This window comes from Flavobacterium sp. 25HG05S-40 (genome assembly GCF_052654735.1).
The window spans coordinates 2,674,058-2,700,169 of sequence record NZ_CP199750.1 but is presented as its reverse complement, the minus strand read 5'-3'; the positions used below and the strand labels follow the sequence as shown (position 1 = coordinate 2,700,169).

The 26,112-nt window shown below is 36.0% G+C and carries 38 protein-coding genes and 1 pseudogene; 31 read left to right on the top strand and 8 right to left on the bottom strand.

All coding sequences use genetic code 11. The annotated features are described in order from the left end of the window. Window positions 1–50 precede the first annotated feature (50 nt). From rplC to carA, 29 genes and pseudogenes are all read left to right on the top strand, one after another. Window positions 51–668: a 50S ribosomal protein L3 gene (rplC, locus tag ACULEU_RS11700; protein WP_445452758.1), complete on the top strand. Its 618-nt coding sequence runs from the start codon at window positions 51–53 to the stop codon at window positions 666–668. After that, complete coding sequence (rplD, locus tag ACULEU_RS11695; RefSeq protein ID WP_445452757.1) at window positions 668–1,297, top strand: 50S ribosomal protein L4; 630 nt, start codon at window positions 668–670, stop codon at window positions 1,295–1,297. Before rplC ends, rplD begins: the two co-directional genes overlap by 1 nt. 7 nt (window positions 1,298–1,304) lie before the next feature. After that, a complete protein-coding gene (gene rplW / locus ACULEU_RS11690) occupies window positions 1,305–1,595 on the top strand; it encodes a 50S ribosomal protein L23 (protein ID WP_264520621.1) in 291 nt (96 codons plus the stop codon). 6 nt (window positions 1,596–1,601) lie between these two features. Continuing rightward, window positions 1,602–2,426, top strand: coding sequence for a 50S ribosomal protein L2 (gene rplB / locus ACULEU_RS11685; protein WP_445452756.1), 825 nt, complete (start codon window positions 1,602–1,604; stop codon window positions 2,424–2,426). 6 nt (window positions 2,427–2,432) lie between these two features. Then, window positions 2,433–2,711, top strand: a complete 279-nt coding sequence (gene rpsS / locus ACULEU_RS11680) for a 30S ribosomal protein S19 (protein WP_007136562.1) — start codon at window positions 2,433–2,435, stop codon at window positions 2,709–2,711. A gap of 6 nt (window positions 2,712–2,717) precedes the next feature. Next, entirely contained in the window at window positions 2,718–3,128 is a 411-nt protein-coding gene (rplV, locus tag ACULEU_RS11675) for a 50S ribosomal protein L22 (RefSeq protein ID WP_445452755.1), read from the top strand. Window positions 3,129–3,133: 5 nt separating this feature from the next. After that, window positions 3,134–3,898 (top strand): 30S ribosomal protein S3, encoded by a 765-nt coding sequence (gene rpsC / locus ACULEU_RS11670; protein ID WP_236465036.1) that lies wholly within the window; start codon window positions 3,134–3,136, stop codon window positions 3,896–3,898. Between the two features lie 21 nt (window positions 3,899–3,919). Next, the gene (gene rplP / locus ACULEU_RS11665; protein ID WP_236465035.1) at window positions 3,920–4,345 is read left to right on the top strand and encodes a 50S ribosomal protein L16; all 426 of its coding nucleotides are present in this window, start codon (window positions 3,920–3,922) and stop codon (window positions 4,343–4,345) included. Between the two features lie 13 nt (window positions 4,346–4,358). Next, window positions 4,359–4,550 (top strand): 50S ribosomal protein L29, encoded by a 192-nt coding sequence (gene rpmC / locus ACULEU_RS11660; protein WP_300590020.1) that lies wholly within the window; start codon window positions 4,359–4,361, stop codon window positions 4,548–4,550. 14 nt (window positions 4,551–4,564) lie between these two features. Continuing rightward, complete coding sequence (gene rpsQ, locus ACULEU_RS11655; protein ID WP_121312857.1) at window positions 4,565–4,825, top strand: 30S ribosomal protein S17; 261 nt, start codon at window positions 4,565–4,567, stop codon at window positions 4,823–4,825. Window positions 4,826–4,827: 2 nt separating this feature from the next. Next, window positions 4,828–5,196 (top strand): 50S ribosomal protein L14, encoded by a 369-nt coding sequence (gene rplN, locus ACULEU_RS11650; RefSeq protein WP_007803649.1) that lies wholly within the window; start codon window positions 4,828–4,830, stop codon window positions 5,194–5,196. A gap of 12 nt (window positions 5,197–5,208) precedes the next feature. Next, on the top strand, window positions 5,209–5,493 hold the full coding sequence (gene rplX, locus ACULEU_RS11645) for a 50S ribosomal protein L24 (RefSeq protein WP_445452754.1): 285 nt from the start codon (window positions 5,209–5,211) through the stop codon (window positions 5,491–5,493). Between the two features lie 2 nt (window positions 5,494–5,495). Beyond that, entirely contained in the window at window positions 5,496–6,047 is a 552-nt protein-coding gene (gene rplE / locus ACULEU_RS11640) for a 50S ribosomal protein L5 (RefSeq protein ID WP_445452753.1), read from the top strand. A 3-nt stretch (window positions 6,048–6,050) separates the two neighbouring features. Further along, window positions 6,051–6,320: a 30S ribosomal protein S14 gene (gene rpsN / locus ACULEU_RS11635; protein ID WP_333658666.1), complete on the top strand. Its 270-nt coding sequence runs from the start codon at window positions 6,051–6,053 to the stop codon at window positions 6,318–6,320. A 141-nt stretch (window positions 6,321–6,461) separates the two neighbouring features. Continuing rightward, window positions 6,462–6,860, top strand: coding sequence for a 30S ribosomal protein S8 (rpsH, locus tag ACULEU_RS11630; RefSeq protein WP_445452752.1), 399 nt, complete (start codon window positions 6,462–6,464; stop codon window positions 6,858–6,860). 16 nt (window positions 6,861–6,876) lie between these two features. Beyond that, the gene (gene rplF / locus ACULEU_RS11625) at window positions 6,877–7,419 is read left to right on the top strand and encodes a 50S ribosomal protein L6 (RefSeq protein WP_445452751.1); all 543 of its coding nucleotides are present in this window, start codon (window positions 6,877–6,879) and stop codon (window positions 7,417–7,419) included. 11 nt (window positions 7,420–7,430) lie between these two features. After that, complete coding sequence (gene rplR, locus ACULEU_RS11620) at window positions 7,431–7,784, top strand: 50S ribosomal protein L18 (RefSeq protein WP_445452750.1); 354 nt, start codon at window positions 7,431–7,433, stop codon at window positions 7,782–7,784. Window positions 7,785–7,790: 6 nt separating this feature from the next. Next, entirely contained in the window at window positions 7,791–8,315 is a 525-nt protein-coding gene (gene rpsE / locus ACULEU_RS11615; RefSeq protein WP_133533887.1) for a 30S ribosomal protein S5, read from the top strand. Between the two features lie 12 nt (window positions 8,316–8,327). Next, complete coding sequence (gene rpmD, locus ACULEU_RS11610; RefSeq protein ID WP_121312865.1) at window positions 8,328–8,510, top strand: 50S ribosomal protein L30; 183 nt, start codon at window positions 8,328–8,330, stop codon at window positions 8,508–8,510. A gap of 11 nt (window positions 8,511–8,521) precedes the next feature. Then, complete coding sequence (rplO, locus tag ACULEU_RS11605; RefSeq protein WP_445452749.1) at window positions 8,522–8,974, top strand: 50S ribosomal protein L15; 453 nt, start codon at window positions 8,522–8,524, stop codon at window positions 8,972–8,974. A gap of 11 nt (window positions 8,975–8,985) precedes the next feature. Beyond that, entirely contained in the window at window positions 8,986–10,332 is a 1,347-nt protein-coding gene (gene secY / locus ACULEU_RS11600; RefSeq protein WP_445452748.1) for a preprotein translocase subunit SecY, read from the top strand. 5 nt (window positions 10,333–10,337) lie between these two features. Beyond that, a complete protein-coding gene (gene infA / locus ACULEU_RS11595; RefSeq protein WP_007136545.1) occupies window positions 10,338–10,553 on the top strand; it encodes a translation initiation factor IF-1 in 216 nt (71 codons plus the stop codon). A gap of 87 nt (window positions 10,554–10,640) precedes the next feature. Further along, window positions 10,641–10,757 carry a type B 50S ribosomal protein L36 gene (gene ykgO, locus ACULEU_RS11590; RefSeq protein ID WP_073370549.1) on the top strand — a complete coding sequence of 39 codons (117 nt, stop codon included), beginning with the start codon at window positions 10,641–10,643 and terminating at the stop codon, window positions 10,755–10,757. A 2-nt stretch (window positions 10,758–10,759) separates the two neighbouring features. Beyond that, window positions 10,760–11,134 (top strand): 30S ribosomal protein S13, encoded by a 375-nt coding sequence (rpsM, locus tag ACULEU_RS11585; protein WP_445452747.1) that lies wholly within the window; start codon window positions 10,760–10,762, stop codon window positions 11,132–11,134. An 8-nt stretch (window positions 11,135–11,142) separates the two neighbouring features. Next, on the top strand, window positions 11,143–11,526 hold the full coding sequence (gene rpsK, locus ACULEU_RS11580) for a 30S ribosomal protein S11 (protein WP_131476278.1): 384 nt from the start codon (window positions 11,143–11,145) through the stop codon (window positions 11,524–11,526). A gap of 118 nt (window positions 11,527–11,644) precedes the next feature. Beyond that, complete coding sequence (gene rpsD / locus ACULEU_RS11575) at window positions 11,645–12,250, top strand: 30S ribosomal protein S4 (protein WP_333601344.1); 606 nt, start codon at window positions 11,645–11,647, stop codon at window positions 12,248–12,250. 21 nt (window positions 12,251–12,271) lie between these two features. Then, window positions 12,272–13,264, top strand: coding sequence for a DNA-directed RNA polymerase subunit alpha (locus tag ACULEU_RS11570; protein WP_445452746.1), 993 nt, complete (start codon window positions 12,272–12,274; stop codon window positions 13,262–13,264). 62 nt (window positions 13,265–13,326) lie between these two features. Then, a pseudogene (gene rplQ, locus ACULEU_RS11565) lies at window positions 13,327–13,785 on the top strand (50S ribosomal protein L17); the annotation flags it as partial. 416 nt (window positions 13,786–14,201) lie between these two features. After that, complete coding sequence (carA, locus tag ACULEU_RS11560) at window positions 14,202–15,323, top strand: glutamine-hydrolyzing carbamoyl-phosphate synthase small subunit (protein WP_445452745.1); 1,122 nt, start codon at window positions 14,202–14,204, stop codon at window positions 15,321–15,323. A gap of 34 nt (window positions 15,324–15,357) precedes the next feature. Here carA and ACULEU_RS11555 read toward each other — a convergent pair whose 3' ends face one another. Further along, window positions 15,358–16,431, bottom strand: coding sequence for a hypothetical protein (locus ACULEU_RS11555; RefSeq protein ID WP_445452744.1), 1,074 nt, complete (start codon window positions 16,429–16,431; stop codon window positions 15,358–15,360). A 212-nt stretch (window positions 16,432–16,643) separates the two neighbouring features. Here ACULEU_RS11555 and eno point away from each other — a divergent pair, with 212 nt between their 5' ends. Continuing rightward, window positions 16,644–17,936: a phosphopyruvate hydratase gene (gene eno / locus ACULEU_RS11550; protein WP_445452743.1), complete on the top strand. Its 1,293-nt coding sequence runs from the start codon at window positions 16,644–16,646 to the stop codon at window positions 17,934–17,936. A 59-nt stretch (window positions 17,937–17,995) separates the two neighbouring features. On the opposite strand, the gene ACULEU_RS11545 is transcribed toward eno, so the two are convergent. The 7 genes from ACULEU_RS11545 to ACULEU_RS11515 all read right to left on the bottom strand — a co-directional run bounded on the left by ACULEU_RS11545 (window position 17,996) and on the right by ACULEU_RS11515 (window position 24,271). Next, a complete protein-coding gene (locus ACULEU_RS11545) occupies window positions 17,996–18,280 on the bottom strand; it encodes a type II toxin-antitoxin system RelE/ParE family toxin (protein WP_445452742.1) in 285 nt (94 codons plus the stop codon). Then, the gene (locus tag ACULEU_RS11540) at window positions 18,270–18,503 is read right to left on the bottom strand and encodes a hypothetical protein (protein WP_445452741.1); all 234 of its coding nucleotides are present in this window, start codon (window positions 18,501–18,503) and stop codon (window positions 18,270–18,272) included. Before ACULEU_RS11540 ends, ACULEU_RS11545 begins: the two co-directional genes overlap by 11 nt. A 175-nt stretch (window positions 18,504–18,678) precedes the next feature. Next, on the bottom strand, window positions 18,679–19,068 hold the full coding sequence (locus tag ACULEU_RS11535; RefSeq protein WP_445452740.1) for a hypothetical protein: 390 nt from the start codon (window positions 19,066–19,068) through the stop codon (window positions 18,679–18,681). 459 nt (window positions 19,069–19,527) lie between these two features. Next, window positions 19,528–21,255, bottom strand: a complete 1,728-nt coding sequence (locus ACULEU_RS11530; RefSeq protein ID WP_445452739.1) for a choice-of-anchor tandem repeat GloVer-containing protein — start codon at window positions 21,253–21,255, stop codon at window positions 19,528–19,530. 207 nt (window positions 21,256–21,462) lie between these two features. Beyond that, entirely contained in the window at window positions 21,463–22,029 is a 567-nt protein-coding gene (locus ACULEU_RS11525; RefSeq protein ID WP_445452738.1) for a hypothetical protein, read from the bottom strand. A 106-nt stretch (window positions 22,030–22,135) separates the two neighbouring features. Then, window positions 22,136–23,140, bottom strand: coding sequence for an IS110 family transposase (locus tag ACULEU_RS11520; RefSeq protein WP_445452737.1), 1,005 nt, complete (start codon window positions 23,138–23,140; stop codon window positions 22,136–22,138). A gap of 393 nt (window positions 23,141–23,533) precedes the next feature. Then, window positions 23,534–24,271 carry a hypothetical protein gene (locus ACULEU_RS11515; protein ID WP_445452736.1) on the bottom strand — a complete coding sequence of 246 codons (738 nt, stop codon included), beginning with the start codon at window positions 24,269–24,271 and terminating at the stop codon, window positions 23,534–23,536. Between the two features lie 289 nt (window positions 24,272–24,560). Between ACULEU_RS11515 and guaA the strand changes: the two genes are divergently transcribed. Next, on the top strand, window positions 24,561–26,090 hold the full coding sequence (guaA, locus tag ACULEU_RS11510) for a glutamine-hydrolyzing GMP synthase (protein WP_445452735.1): 1,530 nt from the start codon (window positions 24,561–24,563) through the stop codon (window positions 26,088–26,090). Window positions 26,091–26,112: the final 22 nt, after the last annotated feature.

The following is a 26,112-nucleotide window of genomic DNA, read 5'->3' as shown; positions in this document are numbered from 1 at the left end:
TTATTTCTTTATAAAAAAAGTAAACAAGTAATAATTATAAATAGTTTAATATGTCTGGGTTAATTGGAAAGAAAATCGGCATGACAAGCATCTTCGACGAGAACGGGAAAAACATTCCTTGTACAGTAATCGAAGCTGGTCCATGTGTCGTTACCCAAGTCAGAACCAATGAGGTTGACGGGTATTCAGCTCTTCAACTTGGTTTCGATGACAAATCAGAAAAACATGCCACTAAAGCGGACTTAGGTCACTTTAAAAAAGCCGGTACTTCTGCTAAGAAAAAAGTCGTTGAATTCCAAGGGTTTGAAGAAAATTACAAATTAGGTGATAACATCACCGTGGAAGTATTCAGCGAAGGAGAATTTGTTGATGTACAAGGTGTTTCAAAAGGGAAAGGTTTCCAAGGGGTTGTAAAGCGTCACGGTTTTGGTGGTGTTGGACAAGCTACTCACGGACAACACAACCGATTAAGAGCGCCAGGTTCTGTAGGAGCATCTTCTTATCCATCACGTGTATTCAAAGGAATGCGTATGGCAGGAAGAATGGGAGGAGATAATGTGAAAGTACAAAATCTTAGAGTTTTGAAAGTAGTGGCTGAAAAGAACCTGCTTGTTATTAAAGGAGCAATTCCTGGATGTAAAAACTCTTATGTAATCATTCAGAAGTAATGGAAGTAAAAGTTATAGATATTACCGGAAAAGATACTGGAAGAAAAGTTCAACTTTCTGATTCAGTATTCGGCATTGAGCCAAATAATCACGCAGTATATCTTGATGTTAAGCAATACTTAGCAAATCAAAGACAAGGAACACACAAAGCTAAAGAAAGAGCTGAAGTTGCAGGTTCTACGCGTAAGATTAAGAAACAAAAAGGTACAGGTACTGCCCGTGCAGGATCTAAGAAAAGTCCATTGTTCAAAGGTGGAGGTACAGTTTTCGGACCACGTCCAAGAAGTTACTCTTTCAAATTGAACAAAACTGTTAAGAGATTAGCTCGTAAATCAGCGTTCTCTATTAAAGCAAAAGAATCAAATTTAGTAGTTGTTGAAGACTTCAATTTTGAAACACCAAACACCAAAAATTTCATTAATGTTTTGAAAGCTTTAGGGTTAGAAAACAAAAAATCTTTGTTTGTGTTGGGTGATTCAAATAAAAATGTATATTTGTCGTCACGTAATTTAAAAGCGTCTAGCGTTGTAACTAATTCAGAGTTAAGCACTTACGAGATTTTAAATGCTAATAATCTAGTTCTTTTAGAGAGCTCTTTAGAAGGAATTGTAGAAAATTTAAGCAAATAATTAGACCATGAGTATCATAATTAAGCCTATCATCACTGAAAAAATCACTAAAGAAGGTGAAGTTTTCAATCGTTTTGGTTTTGTTGTTGACAAAAAAGCAAACAAAGTTCAAATTAAGAAAGCTGTAGAAGCTGCTTACGGAATTTCAGTTGTTACCGTTAACACGATGAACTATAGAGCTGATAGAACTACTAAATATACAAAAAGTGGTTTGATTAGCGGAAAAACGAATAGCTACAAAAAAGCTATCGTTCAAGTAAAAGAAGGAGAAACAATAGATTTTTATAATAATATCTAATAGAAAATGTCAGTTAGAAAATTAAAACCTATTACCCCTGGTCAGCGTTTTAGAGTTGTGAATGGTTTTGACGCCATCACGACTGATAAGCCGGAGAGATCATTGATCGCACCGATAAAAAACTCAGGAGGTAGAAATAGTCAAGGAAAAATGACCATGCGTTATACAGGCGGTGGTCACAAACAAAGGTATCGTATCATTGATTTTAAAAGAACTAAAGTTGGTATCCCAGCTACAGTGAAGTCAATTGAATATGATCCAAACAGAACTGCTTTTATCGCATTATTGTGGTATGTAGATGGTGAGAAAACGTATATCGTTGCTCAAAATGGTCTGCAAGTAGGGCAAACTGTTGTGTCTGGAGAAGATGCAGCTCCTGAAATTGGAAACACTTTGCCATTGAGCAAAATTCCATTAGGAACTGTAATTTCTTGTATCGAATTGCGTCCAGGTCAAGGAGCTACTATTGCTCGTTCAGCTGGAACATTTGCTCAGTTAATGGCAAGAGACGGAAAATATGCTACCATTAAAATGCCGTCAGGTGAAACAAGATTAATCTTGTTGACTTGTTCAGCTACAATCGGAGCAGTTTCTAACTCAGATCATCAATTGATTGTATCTGGTAAAGCAGGTAGAACAAGATGGTTAGGAAGAAGACCAAGAACAAGACCAGTAGCAATGAACCCTGTCGATCACCCAATGGGTGGTGGTGAAGGACGTTCGTCTGGAGGTCATCCACGTTCTAGAAAAGGACTTCCTGCTAAAGGTTATAGAACTCGTTCTAAAGTTAACCCGAGTAACAAGTATATTGTAGAACGCAGAAAGAAATAATAAGACATGGCACGTTCATTAAAAAAAGGACCTTTTGTACACTATAAATTAGATAAGAAAGTTCAGGAAAATATTGCTGGTGGAAATAAAGGTGTTGTTAAGACTTGGTCTAGAGCATCTATGATTACTCCAGATTTCGTTGGGCAAACTATCGCAGTTCACAATGGTCGCCAATTCGTTCCGGTTTATGTAACTGAGAACATGGTAGGACACAAATTAGGAGAGTTTTCACCAACAAGATCTTTTAGAGGTCACGCTGGAGCAAAAAATAAAGGTAAAAAATAAGAAGCAATGGGAGTTCGTAAAAGAGAAACAGCAGATGCGAGAAAAGAGGCTAATAAGTCTATTGCTTTCGCGAAATTGAATAACTGCCCTACTTCACCTAGAAAAATGCGCTTAGTAGCAGACTTGGTAAGAGGTCAGAAAGTGGAAAGAGCTTTAAATATATTAAGATTTAGCTCAAAAGAAGCTTCAAGAAAATTAGAGAAACTATTGTTATCTGCCATCAACAACTGGGAGCAGAAAAATAGCGAAGGTAATGTAGCTGAAGCAGGCTTATTCGTAAAAACAATCACTGTAGATGGTGGAATGATGTTGAAAAGACTTCGTCCGGCTCCACAGGGAAGAGCACACAGAATTAGAAAACGTTCAAACCACGTGACAATCGTGTTAGGAGCTAATGATAACACACAAGCAAATTAATTAAGATGGGACAAAAGACAAATCCAATAGGAAACAGACTTGGGATCATCAGAGGATGGGATTCAAACTGGTATGGTGGAAATGATTACGGTGACAAAATCGCTGAAGATTATAAAATCAGAAAGTATATTCATGCTCGTTTATCAAAAGCTAGTGTATCAAAAGTAATTATCGAGAGAACTTTAAAACTTGTAACCGTTACTATCACTACTGCAAGACCAGGTATCATTATCGGGAAAGGTGGTCAAGAGGTAGACAAGTTGAAAGAAGAACTTAAGAAAGTTACTGACAAAGAGGTTCAAATCAACATCTTTGAAATTAAAAGACCTGAATTGGATGCTTACCTAGTAGGTACTTCTATCGCGCGTCAAATCGAAAGTAGAATTTCTTACAGAAGAGCTATTAAGATGGCAATTGCGGCTGCAATGCGTATGAATGCTGAAGGTATCAAAGTATTAATCTCTGGTCGTTTAAACGGAGCTGAAATGGCACGTTCTGAACAATTCAAAGAAGGAAGAATTCCTCTATCAACTTTCAGAGCCGATATTGATTATGCTTTGGCTGAAGCACATACTACTTATGGTAGAATGGGTATCAAAGTATGGATCATGAAAGGTGAGGTTTATGGAAAAAGAGATCTTTCTCCACTTGTAGGCATGGATAAAAAACAAGCTGGTCAAGGTGGTGGAAAAGGTGGCGATTCTCCAAGAGGTGACAGAAAGCCTTTTAACAAGGACAGAAAACCTGCGGGAGACCGTAAAAGAAAGTAATTTTTTAAAAAGTAAAGAAAAATGTTACAGCCTAAAAGAACAAAATACCGTAAGGTACAAAAGGGTAGAATGAAAGGAAATGCTCAAAGAGGGCACGAACTTTCAAGTGGAATGTTTGGAATTAAATCTGTGCACGAAACAGGAATGTTTATGACATCTCGTCAAATCGAAGCTGCGCGTATCGCTGCAACTCGTTACATGAAAAGAGAAGGTCAGTTATGGATTAACATTTTCCCGGACAAACCAATTACAAAGAAACCTCTTGAGGTACGTATGGGTAAAGGTAAAGGTGCAGTCGAATATTGGGCTGCAGTTGTAAAACCAGGAAGAATAATGTTTGAAGTTGGTGGAGTTCCACTTTCTGTTGCAAAAGAGGCGTTACGTCTTGCTGCTCAAAAACTTCCAGTAAAAACTAAGTTTGTCGTTGCTAGAGATTTCGAAGCATAATCTAAAATTAATTATGAAACAATCAGAAATTATAAATCTATCCGCAGCTGAGTTACAAGAAAAACTTAGTCAATTAAGAAAAGCGTATTCAGATCTAAGAAATGCTCACGCTATTTCTCCAATTGCCAATCCACTTCAAATTAGAAGTGCTAGAAGAGCAGTTGCTAGAGTAGCAACTGAGCTAACTAAAAGAGAGTTACAATAATTGTATTCTGCAAAATGGAAGATAAAAGAAATTTAAGAAAAGAAAGAATTGGTGTTGTTACGTCAAACAAAATGGACAAGTCTATTGTTGTGGCACAAGTAACTAGAGTAAAACACCCATTATATGGTAAGTTCGTATTGAAAACTAAAAAGTTTCATGCACACGACGAAACAAATGACTGTAACATTGGTGATACAGTAAAGATCATGGAAACAAGACCTTTATCAAAAACTAAATGTTGGAGACTAGTTGAAATCATTGAAAGAGCTAAATAATTATGGTACAACAAGAATCAAGACTAAAAGTCGCAGATAACACAGGAGCAAAAGAAGTTTTGACTATCCGTGTATTAGGAGGAACGAAACGTCGTTATGCCTCTGTTGGAGATAAAATTGTAGTTTCTATTAAAGATGCAACGCCAAACGGTAACGTTAAGAAAGGTGCTGTGTCAACTGCAGTTGTTGTACGTACCAAAAAAGAAGTGAGAAGAGCTGATGGTTCTTATATCCGTTTCGATGACAATGCATGTGTTCTTTTGAATGCTGCAGGTGAAATGAGAGGAACTCGTGTTTTTGGTCCAGTTGCAAGAGAACTTCGTGAAAAACAATTCATGAAAATTGTATCATTAGCACCAGAGGTGCTTTAATTATTAGATAAGATGATAAAGCTAAAAGTAAAAACTGGAGATACGGTAAAAGTTATCGCTGGAGACCATAAAGGTACGACAGGTAAAATTACCCGTGTTTACAGAGAAAAAAACAAAGCGATCGTTGAAGGTGTAAACATGGTTTCGAAACATACAAAACCAAGTGCAAAAAACCCTCAAGGAGGAATCGTTAAGATGGAAGCTCCTATCCACATCTCAAACCTTTCTTTGGTGAGTGGTGGTGATACAGCTAAAGGCGGAGCGAAAAAAGATTCAAAAAAAGCTAATAAAGCATAGTTATGGCATATACACCTAGACTTAAGCAAGAATATAAGGACAGAGTAATTGCTGCCCTTAAAGAAGAGTTCGGTTACAAAAACGTAATGGAAGTTCCAAAATTGGAAAAAATCGTTTTGAGCCGTGGCGTTGGAGCTGCAGTATCTGATAAAAAATTGGTTGACTATGCAGTTGATGAGTTAACAAAAGTTACTGGACAAAAAGCAGTTGCTACAATCTCTAAGAAAGACGTTGCGTCTTTCAAATTGAGAAAAGGCATGCCAATTGGAGCAAAAGTTACTCTTAGAGGAGAAAGAATGTATGAGTTTTTAGATAGACTTATTACATCATCTTTACCACGTGTTAGAGATTTTAATGGTATCAAAGCTACTGGTTTTGATGGAAGAGGTAATTATAACCTTGGTGTTACTGAACAAATCATTTTCCCAGAAATTGATATTGATAAAGTAAACAAAATATCAGGTTTAGATATTACTTTCGTAACTTCTGCAAACACAGATAAAGAAGCAAAATCATTATTAGCAGAATTAGGTTTACCTTTTAAAAAGAATTAAGACATGGCTAAAGAATCAATGAAAGCCCGTGAGGTTAAAAGAGCTAAAACGGTAGCAAAATATGCTGAGAAAAGAAAAGCTTTATTAGAAGCTGGAGATTACGAAGGATTACAAAAATTACCAAAAAATGCTTCTCCGGTTCGTATGCACAATCGTTGCAAATTAACAGGTAGACCAAGAGGTTATATGCGTCAGTTCGGTCTTTCACGTGTAACATTCCGTGAGATGGCTAATCAAGGATTGATACCAGGAGTAAAAAAAGCCAGCTGGTAATAGTTGGTATTTCAGCAGATAATTGTACATTTGCCAGCTTTTTGCCGGTAACGTGCAATTATCTGCTTTAAAAATAGAGTTTAATGGCTTCAGGTTCAATGAAATAGTTTTATTGAAAACCGTTGCCGCAATTTAATAAATATGTATACAGATCCTATTGCAGATTTTCTGACTAGAATTAGAAATGCAGTGAGAGCTAACCACAAAGTGGTTGAGATCCCAGCATCTAATCTAAAAAAAGAAATCACAAAAATTTTATTCGATCAAGGGTATATTTTGAGTTACAAGTTTGATGACAGTTCTGTTCAAGGAACCATCAAAATCGCTCTTAAGTATGATAAAGATACTAAAGACTCTGTAATCAAAGATATCCAAAGAATTAGTAAACCAGGTTTACGTAAGTACGCAGGTGCTTCAAAATTACCTAGAATCCTTAACGGTTTAGGAATTGCTATTGTTTCCACTTCAAAAGGTTTGATGACCGGAAAACAAGCGAAGCAATTAAATGTTGGTGGAGAAGTAATTTGTTACGTATACTAATTAAAACAGTCAAACAATGTCAAGAATAGGTAAAAATCCAATTTCGATTCCTGCTGGTGTTACTGTTGAAGTTAGTGATACAGTAATTACAGTTAAAGGAAAATTAGGTCAGCTTACACAAGATTACGCAGACGTAACAGTAAAAGTTGAAGAAGGTCAAATCACAGTTGAAAGACCATCTGATAGTAAAGATCATAGAGCAAAACACGGATTATATAGATCATTAATCAACAATATGGTTATTGGTGTATCTGAAGGTTTTACAAAAGAGTTAGAATTGGTTGGAGTAGGTTACAGAGCCTCAAACCAAGGACAAAAATTAGACTTAGCCTTAGGTTATTCTCATAATATCGTTTTAGAATTAGCTCCAGAAGTTGTTCTAGAAACTATATCTGAAAAAGGAAAAAACCCAATCGTGAAGTTAACATCTTTCGACAAACAATTAATCGGACAAATCGCTGCCAAAATCAGAGGTTTCCGTAAACCTGAACCTTACAAAGGAAAAGGAGTTAAGTTTGTTGGTGAAGTATTGAGAAGAAAAGCAGGTAAATCAGCGTAAAAAGTAGTATTATGTCATTAACAAAAACTGAAAGAAGACAGAGAATCCAGTATAGAATCAGGAAGATTGTTAGCGGTACTGCTGCTAGACCAAGACTTTCTGTATTCAGAAGTAATAAAGAAATCTATACACAACTTATTGATGATGTGAATGGAGTTACTTTATTGGCTGCTTCATCAAAAGATAAAGGAGTAGATATTAAAGGTACAAGCATTGAAGTGGCATCAGCGGTTGGAAAACTAGTTGCTGAAAAAGCTTTAAAAGCTGGAATCACAGAAGTAACTTTCGATAGAGGAGGTTATTTATACCACGGTCGTATTAAATCATTAGCGGAAGGCGCAAGAGAGGCCGGACTTAAATTCTAAGAAATTATGTATAACGGATACAAAAACGTAGAGTTGGTAAAACCTAGTGGTCTTGAATTAAAAGATCGTTTGGTAAGTGTAAATCGTGTTACCAAAGTAACAAAAGGAGGAAGAGCTTTCGGTTTTTCTGCCATTGTTGTAGTTGGTGATGAAAATGGTGTTGTGGGTCACGGATTAGGAAAATCTAAAGACGTTTCTGAAGCAATTGCGAAAGCAGTAGAAGATGCAAAGAAAAATCTTGTTAGAATTCCTTTGAGCGGGCAATCAGTGCCACACGAACAAAAAGGGAAATTTGGTGGAGCTGCAGTATTTTTGATGCCTGCGTCTCACGGTACCGGAGTAATTGCTGGTGGAGCCGTTCGTTCGGTTCTTGAATCAGTTGGTATTCACGACGTATTGTCAAAATCACAAGGTTCATCAAATCCTCACAACGTGGTAAAAGCAACTTTTGATGCTTTATTACAAATGAGAAGTGCTGTCACTGTTGCAAAACAAAGAGGTATTTCTTTAGAGAAAGTTTTTAAAGGTTAATTCAAGGAAATTATGGCTAAATTATTAGTAAAACAAGTTAGAAGCAAAATCAATTGTCCGCTTACTCAAAAAAGAGGATTAGAGGCTTTGGGTCTTCGTAAAATGGGACAGGTTGTGGAGCATGATTCAAATCCAGCTATCCTTGGAATGATAAATAAAGTTAAACACTTAGTTTCCGTTGAGGAAGTTAAATAACAATTATAGTTATGAATTTAAGTAACTTACAACCTGCTGAAGGTTCAACACACAATCAAAATAAAAGATTGGGTAGAGGAGAAGGTTCTGGTAAAGGTGGTACTTCTGCAAGAGGTCACAAAGGAGCTAAGTCTCGTTCTGGTTATTCTAAAAAGATTGGTTTTGAAGGTGGTCAGATGCCTCTTCAAAGACGTGTGCCTAAGTTTGGTTTTACAAACATCAATCGTAAAGAATATCAAGGAGTAAATCTTGACGCACTTCAATTATTGGTAGACAACGGAACTGTTACGGATACTGTAGATTTTACAGTTTTTGTAGAAAACCGTTTGGCTACTAAAAATGAAATGGTTAAAATTCTTGGTAGAGGAGAATTGAAAACAAAATTAAAAGTAACAGCCCATAAATTTACTGCTACTGCTAAAGCCGCTATCGAAGCTGCTGGCGGAGAAGCTGTAACATTATAATTCTAAGAACGATGAAGAAATTTTTTGAATCATTTTTGAATGTTTGGAAAATAGAAGAGCTAAAAAATAGAATCTTGGTAACTCTTGGTCTATTATTAGTATACCGATTTGGTGCTCACGTTACCCTTCCAGGTATTGATGCTACACAATTAACTAGTTTAGCTGGTCAAACAGATAAGGGTATCGGTTCGATACTTGATATGTTTACTGGTGGAGCTTTTTCTAAAGCGTCAGTATTTGCATTAGGTATCATGCCTTACATCTCGGCTTCAATCGTTGTTCAGTTAATGGGTATTGCTATTCCTTATCTACAGAAATTGCAAAAAGACGGAGAAAGCGGAAGAAAGAAATTAAATCAAATTACAAGATGGTTAACCATCGCTATTACTTTAGTTCAAGGGCCAGGTTATATTTATAATCTGTACAGAACTTTACCAAATAGCGCATTCCTTCTAGGTTTTGATTCATTTTCATTCTTATTTTCTTCTGTTTTAATCCTTACAACAGGTACTGTTTTTGCAATGTGGTTGGGAGAAAAAATTACAGACAAAGGAATTGGTAACGGTATTTCACTATTGATTATGGTGGGTATTTTAGCCAGATTGCCTCAAGCGCTATACCAAGAGTTTGCTTCAAAAATGTCAGGTCAAACAACTGGTGGACCAATGTTATTAGTGATCGAAATTATTGTTTGGTTATTGATTATCATTGCTTGTGTGCTTCTAGTAATGGCAGTTAGAAAAATTCCGGTACAATACGCCCGTCGTACAACAACTGGAGATTTCGAACAAGACATGATGGGAGGAAACAGACAGTGGATTCCATTGAAATTGAATTCTGCTGGAGTAATGCCGATCATTTTTGCACAAGCTATCATGTTTATACCAGCAGCAGTTGCAGGGCTTTCAAAATCTGAAACCTCGCAATCTATAGCAAGTACGTTCAGTGATATGTTTGGTCTTTGGTATAATGTTGTATTTGCTTCATTGATTGTAATTTTTACATTCTTTTACACGGCAATTACAGTTCCGACAAATAAAATGGCTGATGATCTAAAAAGAAGTGGTGGATTTATACCTGGTGTTAAACCCGGAATTGAAACTGCAGATTTTTTAGATAGAATCATGTCCTTGATAACATTCCCCGGTTCATTATTTCTTGCGTTGATTGCTGTGTTCCCAGCTATTATTGTAGGTTTTGGTGTTCAACAATCTTGGGCAATGTTTTATGGTGGTACTTCATTAATCATTATGGTTGGTGTGGCTATCGATACTATTCAACAGATAAATTCTTATTTATTGAATAAGCACTATGATGGATTGATGAAAAGTGGTAAAAATAGAAAAGCAGTAGCTTAATTTTTATGGCAAAACAATCAGCAATAGAACAAGACGGGTCAATAATTGAAGCATTATCTAATGCCATGTTCCGTGTAGAATTAGAAAACGGACATATTGTAATTGCTCATATTTCTGGAAAAATGCGTATGCATTACATCAAATTGTTACCTGGTGACAAAGTGAAACTAGAAATGAGTCCTTACGATTTGTCAAAAGCAAGAATTACTTATAGATATTAAAAAAGCAGTAAGCAATAAGCAGCAAGCAATAAGCAGTAACAACTTAATGCCTAAAGCCTAAAGCCTAATGCCTAAAGCAAATTTACAATGAAAGTAAGAGCATCAGTTAAAAAAAGAAGTGCCGAGTGCAAGATTGTACGCAGAAAAGGCAGATTATACGTAATCAACAAAAAGAATCCTAGATTTAAACAAAGACAAGGATAGTTATGGCAAGAATAGCAGGGGTAGACATCCCAAAAAACAAAAGAGGAGTTATCGCTTTAACCTACATCTTCGGTGTTGGTAGAAGTAGAGCTATTGAGGTTTTAGAGAAAGCTCAAGTTAGCCAAGATACAAAAGTTCAAGATTGGAATGATGACCAAATTGGAGCAATCCGTGAGGCGGTTTCCTATTACAAAATTGAAGGTGAGCTTCGTTCAGAAGTTTCATTACACATTAAACGTTTAATGGATATTGGATGTTATAGAGGTATCCGTCATAGATCAGGTCTTCCATTAAGAGGACAAAGAACTAAGAACAACTCTAGAACAAGAAAAGGTAAAAGAAAAACTGTTGCTAACAAGAAAAAAGCAACTAAATAATAAGTAATATGGCTAAAGCGACTACAAAAAAACGTAAAGTTATCGTTGAATCAACGGGCGAAGCGCATATTAATGCAACCTTTAACAACATCATTATTTCGTTAACGAATAAAAAAGGTGAAGTTATATCTTGGTCATCAGCTGGTAAAATGGGCTTTAGAGGTTCTAAAAAGAACACTCCATACGCAGCTCAAATGGCAGCAGAAGATTGTGGTAAAGTAGCATTAGAAGCAGGACTTAAAAAAGTAAAAGTTTATGTAAAAGGACCAGGAAACGGACGTGAGTCTGCTATCCGTTCTATTCATAACTCAGGAATTGAAGTAACAGAAATCATTGACGTTACTCCAATGCCACACAATGGATGTCGTCCTCCTAAAAGACGTAGAGTATAATTTATACTGAATGTATTTCAGCATCTAATTACACAAATAATAAGTATAATCAAGATAGAATAAAGATTATCGGAGGATTCGACCTGAATTCATAATCTCTATCTTAAAACAATTTAAAATGGCAAGATATACTGGTCCAAGTACAAGAATTGCTCGTAAATTTGGCGAAGCAATATTCGGAGAAGACAAAGCCTTCGAAAAAAGAAATTATCCTCCTGGACAACACGGGATGGCTAAAAAAAGAGGTAAAAAATCTGAGTACGCTGTCCAATTGATGGAAAAGCAAAAAGCTAAATACTCTTACGGTATCTTAGAAAAACAATTCAGAAATTTATTCGAAAAAGCAGCAGCTTCTAAAGGTGTAACAGGTGAAATCCTTTTACAATTATGCGAAGCAAGATTAGATAACGTAGTTTTCAGAATGGGAATTGCTCCATCTAGAAGAGCAGCAAGACAAATCGTTTCTCACCGTCACATCACTGTGAACGGAGAATTGGTGAACATCCCATCGTATCACTTAAAACCAGGTGATAAAGTTGCTGTTCGTGAAAAATCTAAATCAGTTGAAGCTATCGAGCGTTCATTAGCAAATTCATCTCATGTATATGAGTGGATTACTTGGAATAATGACACTAAAGAAGGAACTTTTGTTTCTGTTCCTCAAAGACTTCAAATTCCAGAAAACATTAAGGAACAATTAATCGTAGAGTTGTACAACAAATAATAATTGACATTAGTCTAAATTATGGCAATATTTAATTTTCAGAAGCCCGATAAAGTTATCATGATCGATTCAACCGATTTTGAAGGTAAGTTTGAATTCAGACCTTTAGAACCAGGATACGGATTGACTGTTGGTAATGCACTTAGAAGAGTTTTACTTTCTGCTTTAGAAGGTTATGCTATTACCTCTATCAGAATTGATGGTGTAGAGCATGAATTCTCCACTATTTCAGGAATAGTAGAAGATGTTACTGAAATTATCCTAAATCTAAAACAAGTACGTTTCAAACGTCAGATCGAAGATGTAGATAATGAAACAGTTTCTATCTCTATCTCAGGAAAAGATCAAATTACAGCTGGCGATTTCCAAAAATTCATCTCTGGTTTCCAGGTCTTGAATCCGGATTTAGTAATCTGTAACTTAGATAGCAAAGTAAATCTTAATATGGAATTAACTATCGAGAAAGGTCGTGGTTATGTTCCTGCAGAAGAGAACAAAAAACAAAACGCAGCCATCGGTACTATCTTTACAGACTCCATCTTTACTCCGGTAAAAAATGTAAAATATGCTATTGAAAACTTCCGTGTAGAGCAAAAAACAGATTACGAAAAATTAGTTTTTGAAATCAAAACTGATGGTTCTATCAATCCTAAAGATGCCTTAACAGAAGCTGCCAAAGTTTTAATTCACCACTTTATGTTATTCTCCGATGAGAGAATCACGCTTGAAGCTGATGAAATTGCTCAAACTGAGTCTTACGATGAAGAATCTCTTCACATGAGACAATTGCTAAAAACAAAATTGGTAGATATGGATTTATCCGTAAGAGCCTTAAATTGTTTGAAAGCTGCAGAAGTTGATACTCTTGGAGATCTTGTATCTTTCAACAAAAATGACTTAATGAAGTTCCGTAACTTCGGTAAAAAATCGCTAACTGAGTTAGACGAATTGGTTGCCAACAAGAATTTAACATTCGGAATGGACTTAGGTAAATACAAATTAGATAAAGAATAAATTACTTCATATTTTGCTCTCCAAGGTGGATCGATGCAAGATGAAGGTTAAAAAAACACGTCATGAGACACGGAAAAAAAGTAAATCACTTAAGCAGACAAACAGGACATAGAAAATCTATGTTAGCTAATATGGCTTGTTCTTTAATTGAGCACAAACGTATCAACACTACTGTTGCTAAAGCAAAAGCGTTGCAACAATTCGTTGAACCGCTTATAACAAAATCAAAAGAGGATACAACGCACAATCGTCGTATTGTTTTCGCTTACTTGAGAAACAAATACGGAGTTACAGAACTTTTCAGAGAAGTAGCTGCCAAAGTGGGCGATCGTCCAGGTGGATATACACGTATCATTAAGATGGGTAACCGTCTTGGAGATAACGCTGATATGGCCATGATCGAATTAGTAGACTTCAACGAACTATACAACGGTGGTAAAAAAGAAGAGAAAAAAGGAAGAACTCGTCGTGCTAAGAAAACGACTGCTCCTGTTGCCGCTCCTGCTGCTCCAAAAGTTGAAGAAGTTAAAGAAGTAGCTCCAATCGTAGAAGAAGCTGCTCCAGTTGTAGAAGAAGTTGTGGAGACTCCTGCTGCAGAAGTAGTAGAAACTCCGGTTGCTGAAGTGGTTGAAGAAGCTCCTGCAGTTGCAGAAGTGGAAGAAACTCCAGCAGAAGAGACTCCAGAAGCACCAGCGACTGAAGAAGATAAAAAAGACGAAGAAGCATAATGAATGCCACTTCATAAATACTAAAAAGGATAAGCAATTTTGTTTATCCTTTTTTTTTGGTTTTTTTGAAGCTGTTTCCCGCTATTCGCGCTACAAGGTAGCTAGCTTCTATCGGGGCTAGAGTACCACAGTCGAATGTTTATAAACTTTGATAAGTCTATTAGAAATTTTAGAACTAAATAAATAAATTTGCACAACACAACTACACTATGCAACACACTACAAGATCAAAAGCCATTTTATTACTAGCCGACGGTACCATCTTTCACGGTAAATCTATCGGAATTCAAGGAAAATCCTTTGGAGAGGTTTGTTTCAATACAGGAATGACCGGTTATCAGGAAATCTTCACCGATCCTTCTTATTTCGGTCAAATCATGGTGGCCACCAACCCACACATTGGAAACTACGGCGTAAACGCCAACGAAGTTGAAGCCAACCAAATCATGATTTCTGGATTAGTCTGCAAAAATTTCAGCTTCAACCATTCGCGTCCCGATTCTGAAAGTAATCTGTACGACTATTTTGAAAAGCAAAATCTTATCTGTATTTCAGATGTAGACACCAGAGCACTTGTAAGCTATATTCGGGATCATGGCGCACAAAATGCCGTAATCTGTACAGACGGTACCGCATTGACCGAGTTACAAGAGCTTTTAAGTAAAGTTCCCGACATGAAAGGATTGGAATTGGCTTCGAAAGTCTCTACCAAAGAACCATATTTTTTTGGGAATGAAAATGCCACGTATAAAATCGCTGCTTTAGATTTGGGTATCAAGAGAAATATCTTGAGAAATTTGGCGCAAAGAGATTGTTATATCAAAGTATTCCCATACAATGCCACCTTCGAGGACATGCAGGCTTTTAACCCTGATGGTTACTTCTTGTCAAACGGACCAGGCGATCCGGAACCATTAACAGAAGGAATCGAAATCGCCAAGAAAATAATAGCAGCGGATCAACCCTTATTCGGAATCTGCCTTGGGCATCAAATGATCGGATTGGCTAACGGAATTTCTACCTATAAGATGTTTAACGGTCACCGAGGAATTAACCATCCCGTGATGAATGTCTTGACAGGAAAAGGAGAAATTACCTCTCAAAACCACGGTTTTGCTGTAAACAGAGAAGAACTGGAAAACCACTCGGATTTAGAAGTAACGCACTATCACATCAACGATAACACGGTAGCTGGAATGCGCATGAAATCAAAGAATGTGTTCTCCGTGCAATATCATCCTGAAGCTAGTCCGGGACCACACGATTCGTCGTATCTCTTTAATGATTTTGTAAGCAACATAAAAAAAGCGAAAAGTATACTTACAGTATAACTTTCCGCCTTGTTATAAGAACTACTAATGTTTTTTAGTCATTTACAGCATACGTGTCGTGTAGATAGTCGAAACTTCCATTGTTTTTTAGGAACGTAGCATTAACGACCAACCATTTGTCATACATAACGTCTTTTGTTTTTTGAACGTCATTAAGTACCGCGTAAAACAAATTCTTTTTGATGTTATAATCTCTTACCGATTCATTGTAAACAGCAATGCTTTCTGTAGTGTCAGCCGCTTCTGTATTGGATGATTTTTTTAATTGTTGTAATGTTTCGTAAGCAATAATATAGTCGTTGTATAAAGCACTAAATTGTTTGCTCTGATGGTTGATGAGATTCGCATATTCAATATTGGCCTGATTTAAGGAATTGTCTTTAAAATAGTTTTTGTAGGTAGCTGTTTTTGCCAAAATCTCCTGATGCATAAGCGCAATCATATTCATGCAATCATCAAAACCCTTTTTATCCATCGAAGTGATTACTTTGGTCAATTTCTCATCCATCACATTAAGTTTGTAGAACATGATGTTTTGAAAAGCATTGTACTCTAGTATGTTTTTTCCAATTGGTTTTTTGAAATGAAGCTTAAAGTTGGAGAAAAAGGCTTTCTTTTCCTGATCGTAATTTTGAAGTCCTTTATAATAGGCCATCATTCCTGCTTCTTTTTTAGCTAAATTTTCACCAATTTCAGGCAACGATAAGCTACTTTGATAATCGTAATCATTCAGGATTAAACTTCCATTGCCAAGGGAAAGGATGGTCAATTCATTCATTTTTATAAAACTGTCTCTCAGCTTTGTGTTTCCTTCAAAGCCTTTATCGGTTCTCTTTAAAACAGTGTTGATATTGTTAATTTTATCGATTATTCTTGCGGCAGTCGCTTCAGATCTTGAATCTAATTGTGATTCCACAATAGTTACCGTATAATCCATCATCGCTTTTTTGATAAACATCTCGTTTTTTCCAAAGTCTTCCAAATAAGCATTTATGGTTCTGTAGTTTTGAGAATGTAAATTTGCTGGTAGAAAGCCTATAAAGAAAAGTAAACCAACTTTGAATACTAAGTTGTTTTTGGTGCTGTTTTTAGAGGTAGAGTTTTTCATGATGCAATAGTTTTTATTTGTTGCTGTAAAATTACTTCCAAGAAGAGCGCACGATGTTATACGATAATTTTGAAAGCTTACATAATTATCATAAAGGTCAATTGAAGTCTAAACTAAAACGATTGCGTTTATAAGTTCTGCAATTATTTGATGATAAATTTTTCAAATTCCCTAAATTTGTAATCCTATTTTAAATCTTAAACTATAGTAAAATGAGCATAATCATTAAAGTTCACGCAAGACAAATCCTTGATTCAAGAGGAAATCCAACCATTGAAGTAGATGTAGTTACAGAAAACGGTGTTTTAGGAAGAGCTGCAGTTCCATCTGGCGCTTCAACTGGAGAGCACGAAGCAGTAGAGTTACGCGATGGCGGAAAAGCCTACATGGGTAAAGGAGTTTCTAAAGCGGTTAATAATGTCAATACCATAATTGCTCCGGAATTAATGGGAGTATCGGTTTTTGAACAAAACCATATCGATAACTTAATGATTGAATTAGATGCTACACCAAACAAATCAGAACTTGGTGCTAATGCTATTTTAGGAGTTTCATTAGCTGTTGCCAAAGCAGCAGCGAACGAATTAGGATTGCCTTTATACCGATATATTGGCGGAGTTTCTGCCAACACACTACCAGTTCCCATGATGAACATCATCAATGGTGGTTCACACTCTGATGCTCCGATTGCGTTTCAAGAGTTTATGATTATGCCGGTAAAAGCCACTTCGTTTACACACGCTATGCAAATGGGAACGGAGATTTTCCACAACCTTAAAAAAGTATTACACGATAGACATCTTTCAACAGCTGTTGGCGATGAAGGTGGTTTTGCTCCCAACTTAGCGGGTGGAACCGAAGATGCTTTAGATACCATCAAAACTGCAGTAGAAAACGCAGGATATAAATTTGGTGATGAAGTAATGATTGCCCTTGATTGTGCCGCTTCTGAGTTTTATGTAGACGGTAAATACGATTATACCAAATTCGAAGGCGCAACAGGAAAAATAAGAACATCAAGAGAACAAGCGGAATATTTAGCGTCATTAGCGGCCAATTATCCAATTATTTCCATCGAAGACGGAATGTACGAAGACGACTGGGAAGGTTGGGCATATTTAACCGAATTAATCGGTGACAAAACCCAATTAGTAGGTGACGATTTATTTGTAACCAATGTCGAGCGTCTTGCTACCGGAATCGAAAAAGGAATTGCCAATTCAATTCTAGTAAAAGTAAACCAAATCGGAACCTTAACAGAAACCATTGCAGCGGTAAACATGGCACACAATGCAGGATATACTTCTGTAATGTCACACCGTTCCGGAGAAACAGAGGATAACACTATTGCCGATTTAGCAGTAGCACTAAACTGTGGTCAAATCAAAACCGGTTCCGCCTCACGTTCGGACCGTATGGCCAAGTACAATCAGTTATTAAGAATAGAAGAGGAGTTAGGCGCAACAGCTTACTTTCCTGGATTAAGAGCTTTCAAGCAGAAGTAATTCTAACAAGAATAGTTTAGTAGCACACCTGACAGGTTTCAAAAACCGGTCAGGTGTTCTTATTTTAAGGAAGCTTGATGTTTTATAAACCCAAAGACAATAATCATTTGGTTTTTCATATCGATTTTGAAAACAATGGTGTACCCTTTAAAAATATAGTCTCGAATAAGTTCGTCTTCAAAATAGATAGATTTTCTATAGTTGAAAGGTTCTTTTAAGTCTTTGTCTAAGCTTTGTAGTAAATCATTCTTAAATTTTCGAGCAGCACTTGGTTTGTCTCTGGCGATATAATCAACTTGGTCTAGTAAAGTAGTAACAAATCCGCTAGAAAAATTAATCTTCATAACTTGAAATACGTTTTTCCAGGACTAAATTTAATTCTTCAAAAGTAGCGTAGGTCGCTGTGCCGTTTTCAATTTTGCGTAATTCTTCGGTCAGTTTTTCTTTGTTTTGGGCAAATGACGGGTCTTCTTGAATAATTTGTAATTCATCACTAGAAAAGCTTTTCAGCAATTCTAAAATCTTTGCTTTTATCTTGGGTTCAAATTGAAGGCGAATCGTTTCCATAGCTTTTGTATTTAAAATCAAAGTTACAAAAAACTAATAATGTTAAGAATACCATTACTCTTTTTGTTTATCCTCCGTCACTTCAAGTGATTCCGTCTCGTTATTTGCAATGAGACAGAAGCGTATCGAGAAGCCTAAACCAGCTACTGAGTGAAACGGCTGTTAAGGGTAGTTTTTATTTTATAAATCTTTGATATTCTATTAACTCTCCATCTTTTTTGAGAATCATTTTTTCAGTATCTAAATATTTTATAAATACGCAACCGCCGGCTGGAGTAGTATATTTTATTTTATAACCAAATAGACTTCTTCTTAATTTGAAGTTTGGTTCATGGATTTTCATAGACACGATACCGCGTAGTACATCTTTTTTTTCCTCCTTGTGAATTCTGCCAATTTCTCCAGTAAAAGAATATTGATAAACTAAATTTGAATCGCCATTCTTTACTATCCAATTACCTTCTAATTTTCTTTTGACTTCTTCTATTGTTTTACAACATTTAAGTTTCTGAGAATAGATAGATAAACTTAAAGTTAAGAACAATATCAATATTTTTTTTCCCATTAATACTAATTTAAAGAATGACTATTAAAAAACAAAACTTCCGCTGCCTCACGAAATCGAAGATTCGACGAAGTCAATCTTTTCGTGTGGTTCCTCAAACTATTTAAAAAAAAATCAAAAACAACTTCTTTTTAACTTATATAAAATAGCAACTCAACATGCTAAATGGTTTACCACACCAAAGGTTCCTACTGGAGCTAAGAATAGTTGAGTACCACACCTGACTGGTTGCAAAAACGGGTCAGGTGTTTTTTTATAATTACTTCCCATCACCATAGCACCACCGCCGTCACTTCAAGTGATCCCGTCACGTTGTTTTCAGCGAGACGGAATCGTATCGAGAAGGGTAAAGCAGCTACCTGCCAGCCGACAGGTTGGTTGCTCGTAACGGCTCTTAGCAGCCGTTACGATTTGAACTTTGTTTGGTTCATAAAATGTCTCATTATTATTTCGATATTCTTATTCTCTTATAAACATCCCATTCCATTCGCCATAATTAGTTACCAACGAAACAATGTAAATTCCCTTTTGCAACTTACTCACATCGAATTCATTTGCTGCGGTAGATTGGTAAATAGTTTGCCCGAGTAAATTGATTATAGAGCAATTGGTAATGGAAATAGCAATATTTTTTGGTAGTTCAATATTCAGCCAGTTAGTGGCAGGATTTGGGTATAATTTGATGGATTTATGAAGTTCAGCGATAGTGTTTGTCCCTAAACAATTTACCGTTAGTTGTAAAACCATCGATGTTGTTGTGCCACATTCATTGGTCATTAGGCAGGTATAATTTCCTGCATCATTGGCAGTAAGATTGGTAAGGTTTAAAACTCCTGTGGTTTGTCCAGCAACATTAACATTGTCTTTCAGCCATTGGTATGTTGTGGCATTAGTATTTTGCAAATCATAATTGAAATTACCGCCTATGCAGCCATCGAAAGTATCGGTATCAAAAAAAGGATACGAAGGTTTGCGGCATACCTCTATAAAGTTTAAGAGTCTATTGGTGTTAAAAGGAATAGTACCGTTAAGAGTACTTACAACTGTATTGTTTGTGGAATCAAATTTGAAAGGATTTTGTTCGCCAGTTCCCATATAATACCCGTTGCTTGTTTTGAGTAAAGAAATTGGATTAACCCCTGAGTCGGTAATTGTACCATTAGTATTAACAGGGCCAAAATCATATAATTTGTTAATACTATTGGTTGCGGGTGTATACTCAAATAAAGTACCATTGTGAGTTGTATAGGTTATACCATTAAATGGACTTGTAAAGGTATTTGTACCACCGTTTTTGCAAATGCCATACAACTTACCGTTACCACCATCAACTAAAGGATAAGGAAATGAACCAAGAGTTTCGTCGTCAAAGGTTATTTTTTTTGTAAAAACATTTGTTTCGGTGTTGAACTCAAATAGAACACCTGCATTATAGAAACCGCCGCCACCAATAGCAACGCCATATAATTTACCCGGAGTTGCTTCAATAAAACCTCCTACAGGAGAAATACCATTTGTTCCAGTACAGCCAAAGCCAAAAACAGTTTGTAAATTCAGGGTAGCTACATTTATTTTGAAAATGGTACCTTGTTGACTCAAAGGAGCACTTTGTGGACAACCAGTATCAATGGTTGTACCATATAAAAAACCGTTTGAAGCTTTCGTCAATTCACCATAAACGGTGTAGTCAGCAATAGTATTTCCAGTTAAAAATTCTCCTGTGTTTATATTGTAACTATATGGTTTTTGACCGTTCATCCCATAAAGTTTGCCAATAATTGGTTCTATAACTCCTACACCAAGGCCTGTTGCAAGATAAGATCCATTAGGATAATCAAAATAATGGACAACGGAATATTGATTAAAGATGGGGTCAAATTCAAACAAAACGCCAGCACCATAATCGGCAAAAGGATAAAAAGTTCCACCTATAGTAGTAGTACCATAAATTTTTCCGTTGGAGGCCTGAAACAATTTGCTGGTCGGATTTCTTCCGTCAGTGATATTAAATTCATGTATTTTCTCCGGATTTTGTCCATTGATGTCATATTTGGTAATATTACCAAAATAATCAGCACCTGAAAGAGGTACAATTTGATCATTGTTTACACCCCACAATTCTTTTTGTGCATTCAATGAAATGCAGATAAGTAAAAGTAAAATATTTAAGTATAGTTTAATTTTCATGATGATTTTTGATTTACGATTGCCCATATTTTTCGGTAATGGCACACATTTCCCCGCTTGGAGTCAGTAACGACTTTATTAAAGTATAGTTAGAAAGATAATCAAAATTTCAATGTAGTAGTTTCGGGTTATGAATTAAAATTCAGATACAAAACAAACTTTGAATTTGCCTTAAACCGCCTTTTGGATACAAGCTATTGGCAAACGTTATAAACAAAGACTGTTGTAATATTCAACAACTTTTTTAAACGCATTCTGCTTAATTTCTTTTGATTTTACTTTTTCAACTAAACTATTGCAATCGGAAAAATAATTTTCAACAAAAGGAATGAATTTTTGTTTGTAGAAATAACCCTCTCCATAATAAAATATGGGTAAGTCATCGCTTTCTTTTTTCAAATAATAAGAAGTATGCCCACTATTATGAACAGAAATATAATATTCATATAATTTCACTTTACCGTCAATTACTATTTTTAAAAGTTTGTTCCATTTATCAGATCTACTCTTCTCATCAATGAGATGTGAAGTTTTACTATAAATATATTTTTTTAAAATACTATTTTCTGTAAACTCAAAAGACTTTATTAAATCTTTATCATATTCTTTTACTTTAGAATCATCATCATTTTTAAATTTAACATCATTACCTTTTGTTATTTTTATCAACCCAATTAGTTCACTACCATCATTGAATTGAATTTTTCCATTATTATATTGGGAAAACGATTTAAAATTTAAAAAAAGTAGAGTTAAAATGAACAAATTTTTCATAGTTAAATATTTAAAATTTATAACCAAGAGTTAATCTTAAAATGTTTTCAAACATATCCCCCGCTACCGCATTCTATGATAAAAAACAAATTATAAATGTTAATTTTTAGGATGCAAATTTATAAGTATTAATATAGGGCGTTTCTCTGTTAATAACAGCAAAAACTCTGCTAATAAGTTTGCATCTAATATTGTTTAAAACAAGCATTGAGTTTTTACCTTCAGCTTTTTTCTTAATGTAATATTCTTTTAACTGAGGATCATATTTTAATGATGTCATAGCACACATCTGCAATAGCGACTTCATTTTTTTATCTGCCATATGATTTACTTTTGTCCTACCTTTGATACTAGAACCAGAGCTATATTCAAAAGGAGCAACTCCTGAATAACATGCAAATTGTCTCCAATTTTTAAATGCAGTAAATCCTTTTGTTGCTATAATAAAATAAAGACTTGTTTGCTCTCCAACACCTGGAATAGACTTAATCAGTTTGGATTGTTTATCTAATTGCTGATTAGATTTAATAATTTCTTTAATTCTTTTCTCTATTTTACTGATAGCCTTCTTAATATTATTTACCAAAGAATTATTTATTATACAGACTTCGTTGTAAATTTCTTTGCTCATAAATTCACTATTTTCTTTAGTTGTTTCCATCAACAATAATGATTTAAGAGCTTTTTCTCGCTCTGCATAAAGCATCTTTAATTTTTGAATGTCAATTTCAGCTAATGTGTATAGTTTTAATTTGTCAACATTTCTAAGGCTGTAAAATGAAATATCCTTAGCATCTGTTTTATCGTTTTTTCCTCTTGATATTCCTTTTGATCGTTTGATTTCAATTGCCGGAACAATCCACAAATCCAACTGTAAACCTAACAAAGTATAGCTTAAATGATTGGTGTAAATACCTGTGTTTTCACAACAAAATAAAGTGTTATTTATTTCAATTTTTTGCTTAATGAGTTTCTTTATAAAATCCTTGATTGATTTTGGATTATTATCAATCACAAAATGCTCTGATTGTAAGGTTTGAGAATTTAAAAGATTTACATCTAACTTTGATTTTGAAATGTCAACACCTAAATGAAATAAATAATTTTTCATAGCTTTGAATTTAGAAGATTAAAAAATGTTGAACTTCTTTAGAGCCTTTATTAGACCTCTACGTCTATCATTCTATTTGAAGCAATTCAACGGGTTCAAGGAGAAGGCAGAGGACTAATGCGGTAGTTAAGTCTCAAGCTTAGCGCGAATCAAAGTTCACCTCTGCTTTCCTTTGAAAAAGATACTACTTTTTATCTAATGCAAAGTAAAGGCGCGAATCCTTTCGCGTGGCTCTTAAATCCATCCCGCCGCTAACCCGCTAAATCGGAGATTTGACGAAGTCAATACTTTAATATGGTTCTTGAATCTATCCATTAAGAAAACTACTTTTAATATATAATGCTATAGTATTACTGTTACTATCGCTCTAAAGTTTTAAACCAATACCGAGATCTAATGACTAATATCTAAAACCTGTAACCCATAAACCATCGTATCCTTCAAAGGGTAAAGTGCACCGTTAACTTCCTGTAAATACCTATGAGTCAATACAGCTATCCGCATCCCACTTCCGGTCGGGTGCTCGGTAGGAGTAAGGCTAAAATCAGGTATGGGCGTTTCTTTGGCAATACTAATAGAGGCACTCGAAAACAAATGGGCTTTCAGGTTATCAAAATCAAGAACGACGATGCCCAAAATAAGTTCCAAATGAGTAGCGCCATTCAGGTAGGGCAGTGCACTCAAGCCCGGACTGTTTACAGTAAAAGTAAAGTCCGACGCATCATAAACACCATTTCGTAAATCTAAGGAGTGAGGTGTAAAGGCAAATCGTTTAAGCAACTCCTTGCCTTCAGTCGTCTCTAAGCCAATAGCAACTCGCCGCGCGCCACGAACCGAGGTACGGTCGCAATCCTTAATCTGCATATAAAGCGACATCATACGGCTATGCAAGGTGCCATCTTTTTGATTGCCAAAAAACGGACGCAGGCTGTCCTTAAAGAGTTTCTTTACCGAAGAAGTAGTCCCAAACTCCGTATTGTTATCCCGAACCCGATCCATTTTAGGGCTGTTTTTGATAGCATCCCGAGTAAAACCGCCGGGTTTCCGAACAACGTATTCCCCATTTAAAATATAAAAACTAAGACCATCAAGGCTGCTTTTTAATTTTATAATGCCACTTTGCTTTGCCATAGCGTATCGTTTAAGTCAGATAAAGATATAAAAAAGTAATAGATATACCGTAGTTATGCCGTAGATATGTCGTGTATATGTCGTATATACTATAGATAAAATTTCGGTAAGAGATAGCAAATAGGGCAGACACTAACGATAATACACAGCGTATCACAAAGGGCTTGTAGTAACATCTAGCTTAGGCAATTGTCTCTCGCGCAATCGAAACTTCCGACCTCCAGCTATAGCATCCAAAATAAAATCCACCAATCATTTTAAATTTCCATCCAGAATACTACTTTTGCACATGCAACACAACGTACTAATTTTAGATTTTGGCTCGCAATACACACAACTCATTGCGCGCCGTGTAAGGGAACTGAATATCTTTTGTGAAATCTTCCCTTTTAATCATTTTCCAGATGATTTATCGTCCTACAAAGCGGTTATCCTTTCGGGAAGCCCTTATTCTGTAAGAGCCGACGACGCTCCCCATCCTGATTTATCCCAAATTCGTGGCAAACTTCCTTTGTTAGCAGTCTGTTACGGAGCCCAATATTTGGCCCACTTTAATGGTGGCGAAGTAGCTCCGAGTAACATTCGTGAATATGGTAGAGCGAATCTATCCTTCATAAAAGAGGATGAACTGTTTCTTGAAGAAGTAGCTCTGAATTCTCAAGTTTGGATGAGCCACAGCGATACTATTAAACAATTACCAACAAACGGTGTGCGCCTTGCCAGTACCAAGGATGTCGAAAACGCAGCTTACCGAATAGAAGGGGAGTCGACGTATGCGATTCAATTTCACCCCGAAGTATACCATTCTGTAGATGGAAAACAAATCCTAGAAAACTTCTTAGTTAGAATTGCTCAAGTACCTCAAAACTTTACGCCCAATGCTTTCGTGGAAGATTGTGTAAAAGAGTTGCAGGAAAAAGTAAAAAACGATAAAGTAGTGCTCGGACTTTCAGGTGGCGTGGATTCAACGGTGGCTGCGGTGCTATTACATAAAGCCATCGGTAAAAACCTGTATTGCATTTTTGTAAACAACGGACTGCTTCGTAAAAACGAATTCGAAAATGTTTTGCATCAATACAAAGACATGGGCTTAAATGTAAAAGGAGTAGATGCTTCGGAACGTTTTCTCTCCGCTTTAGATGGAATAGAAGAACCGGAAGCGAAACGAAAAGCAATCGGACGCGTTTTTATAGAGGTTTTCGATGATGAAGCACACAGAATCGAAGACGTAAAATGGTTAGCTCAAGGCACCATTTATCCGGATGTTATCGAATCGGTATCAGTAAAAGGGCCATCAGCAACAATCAAATCCCATCACAATGTCGGCGGTTTACCCGATTATATGAAACTTCAAATAGTAGAGCCCTTACGAATGCTTTTCAAAGATGAAGTACGAAGAGTGGGAAAAACATTGGGCATCGACCCAGAACTTTTAGGAAGACACCCATTCCCGGGGCCAGGATTATCCATCAGAATTTTGGGAGCCATTACGCCTGAAAAAGTGAGAATTCTTCAAGAAGTTGATGCTGTTTTTATCAACGGCCTTAAAGAACATGGTTTGTATGACAAAGTATGGCAAGCCGGAGCTATTTTATTACCGGTAAACAGTGTTGGGGTAATGGGTGATGAACGTACTTACGAAAAGGTGGTAGCGCTTCGAGCTGTAGAATCTACAGACGGAATGACCGCTGATTGGGTGCATTTACCTTATGAGTTTCTGATGAAAATCTCCAACGAAATCATCAATAAAGTCAAAGGAGTAAACCGAGTGGTATATGACATTAGCTCTAAACCGCCAGCCACTATAGAATGGGAATAGTTTTTGTTAACAGTAAATAGTT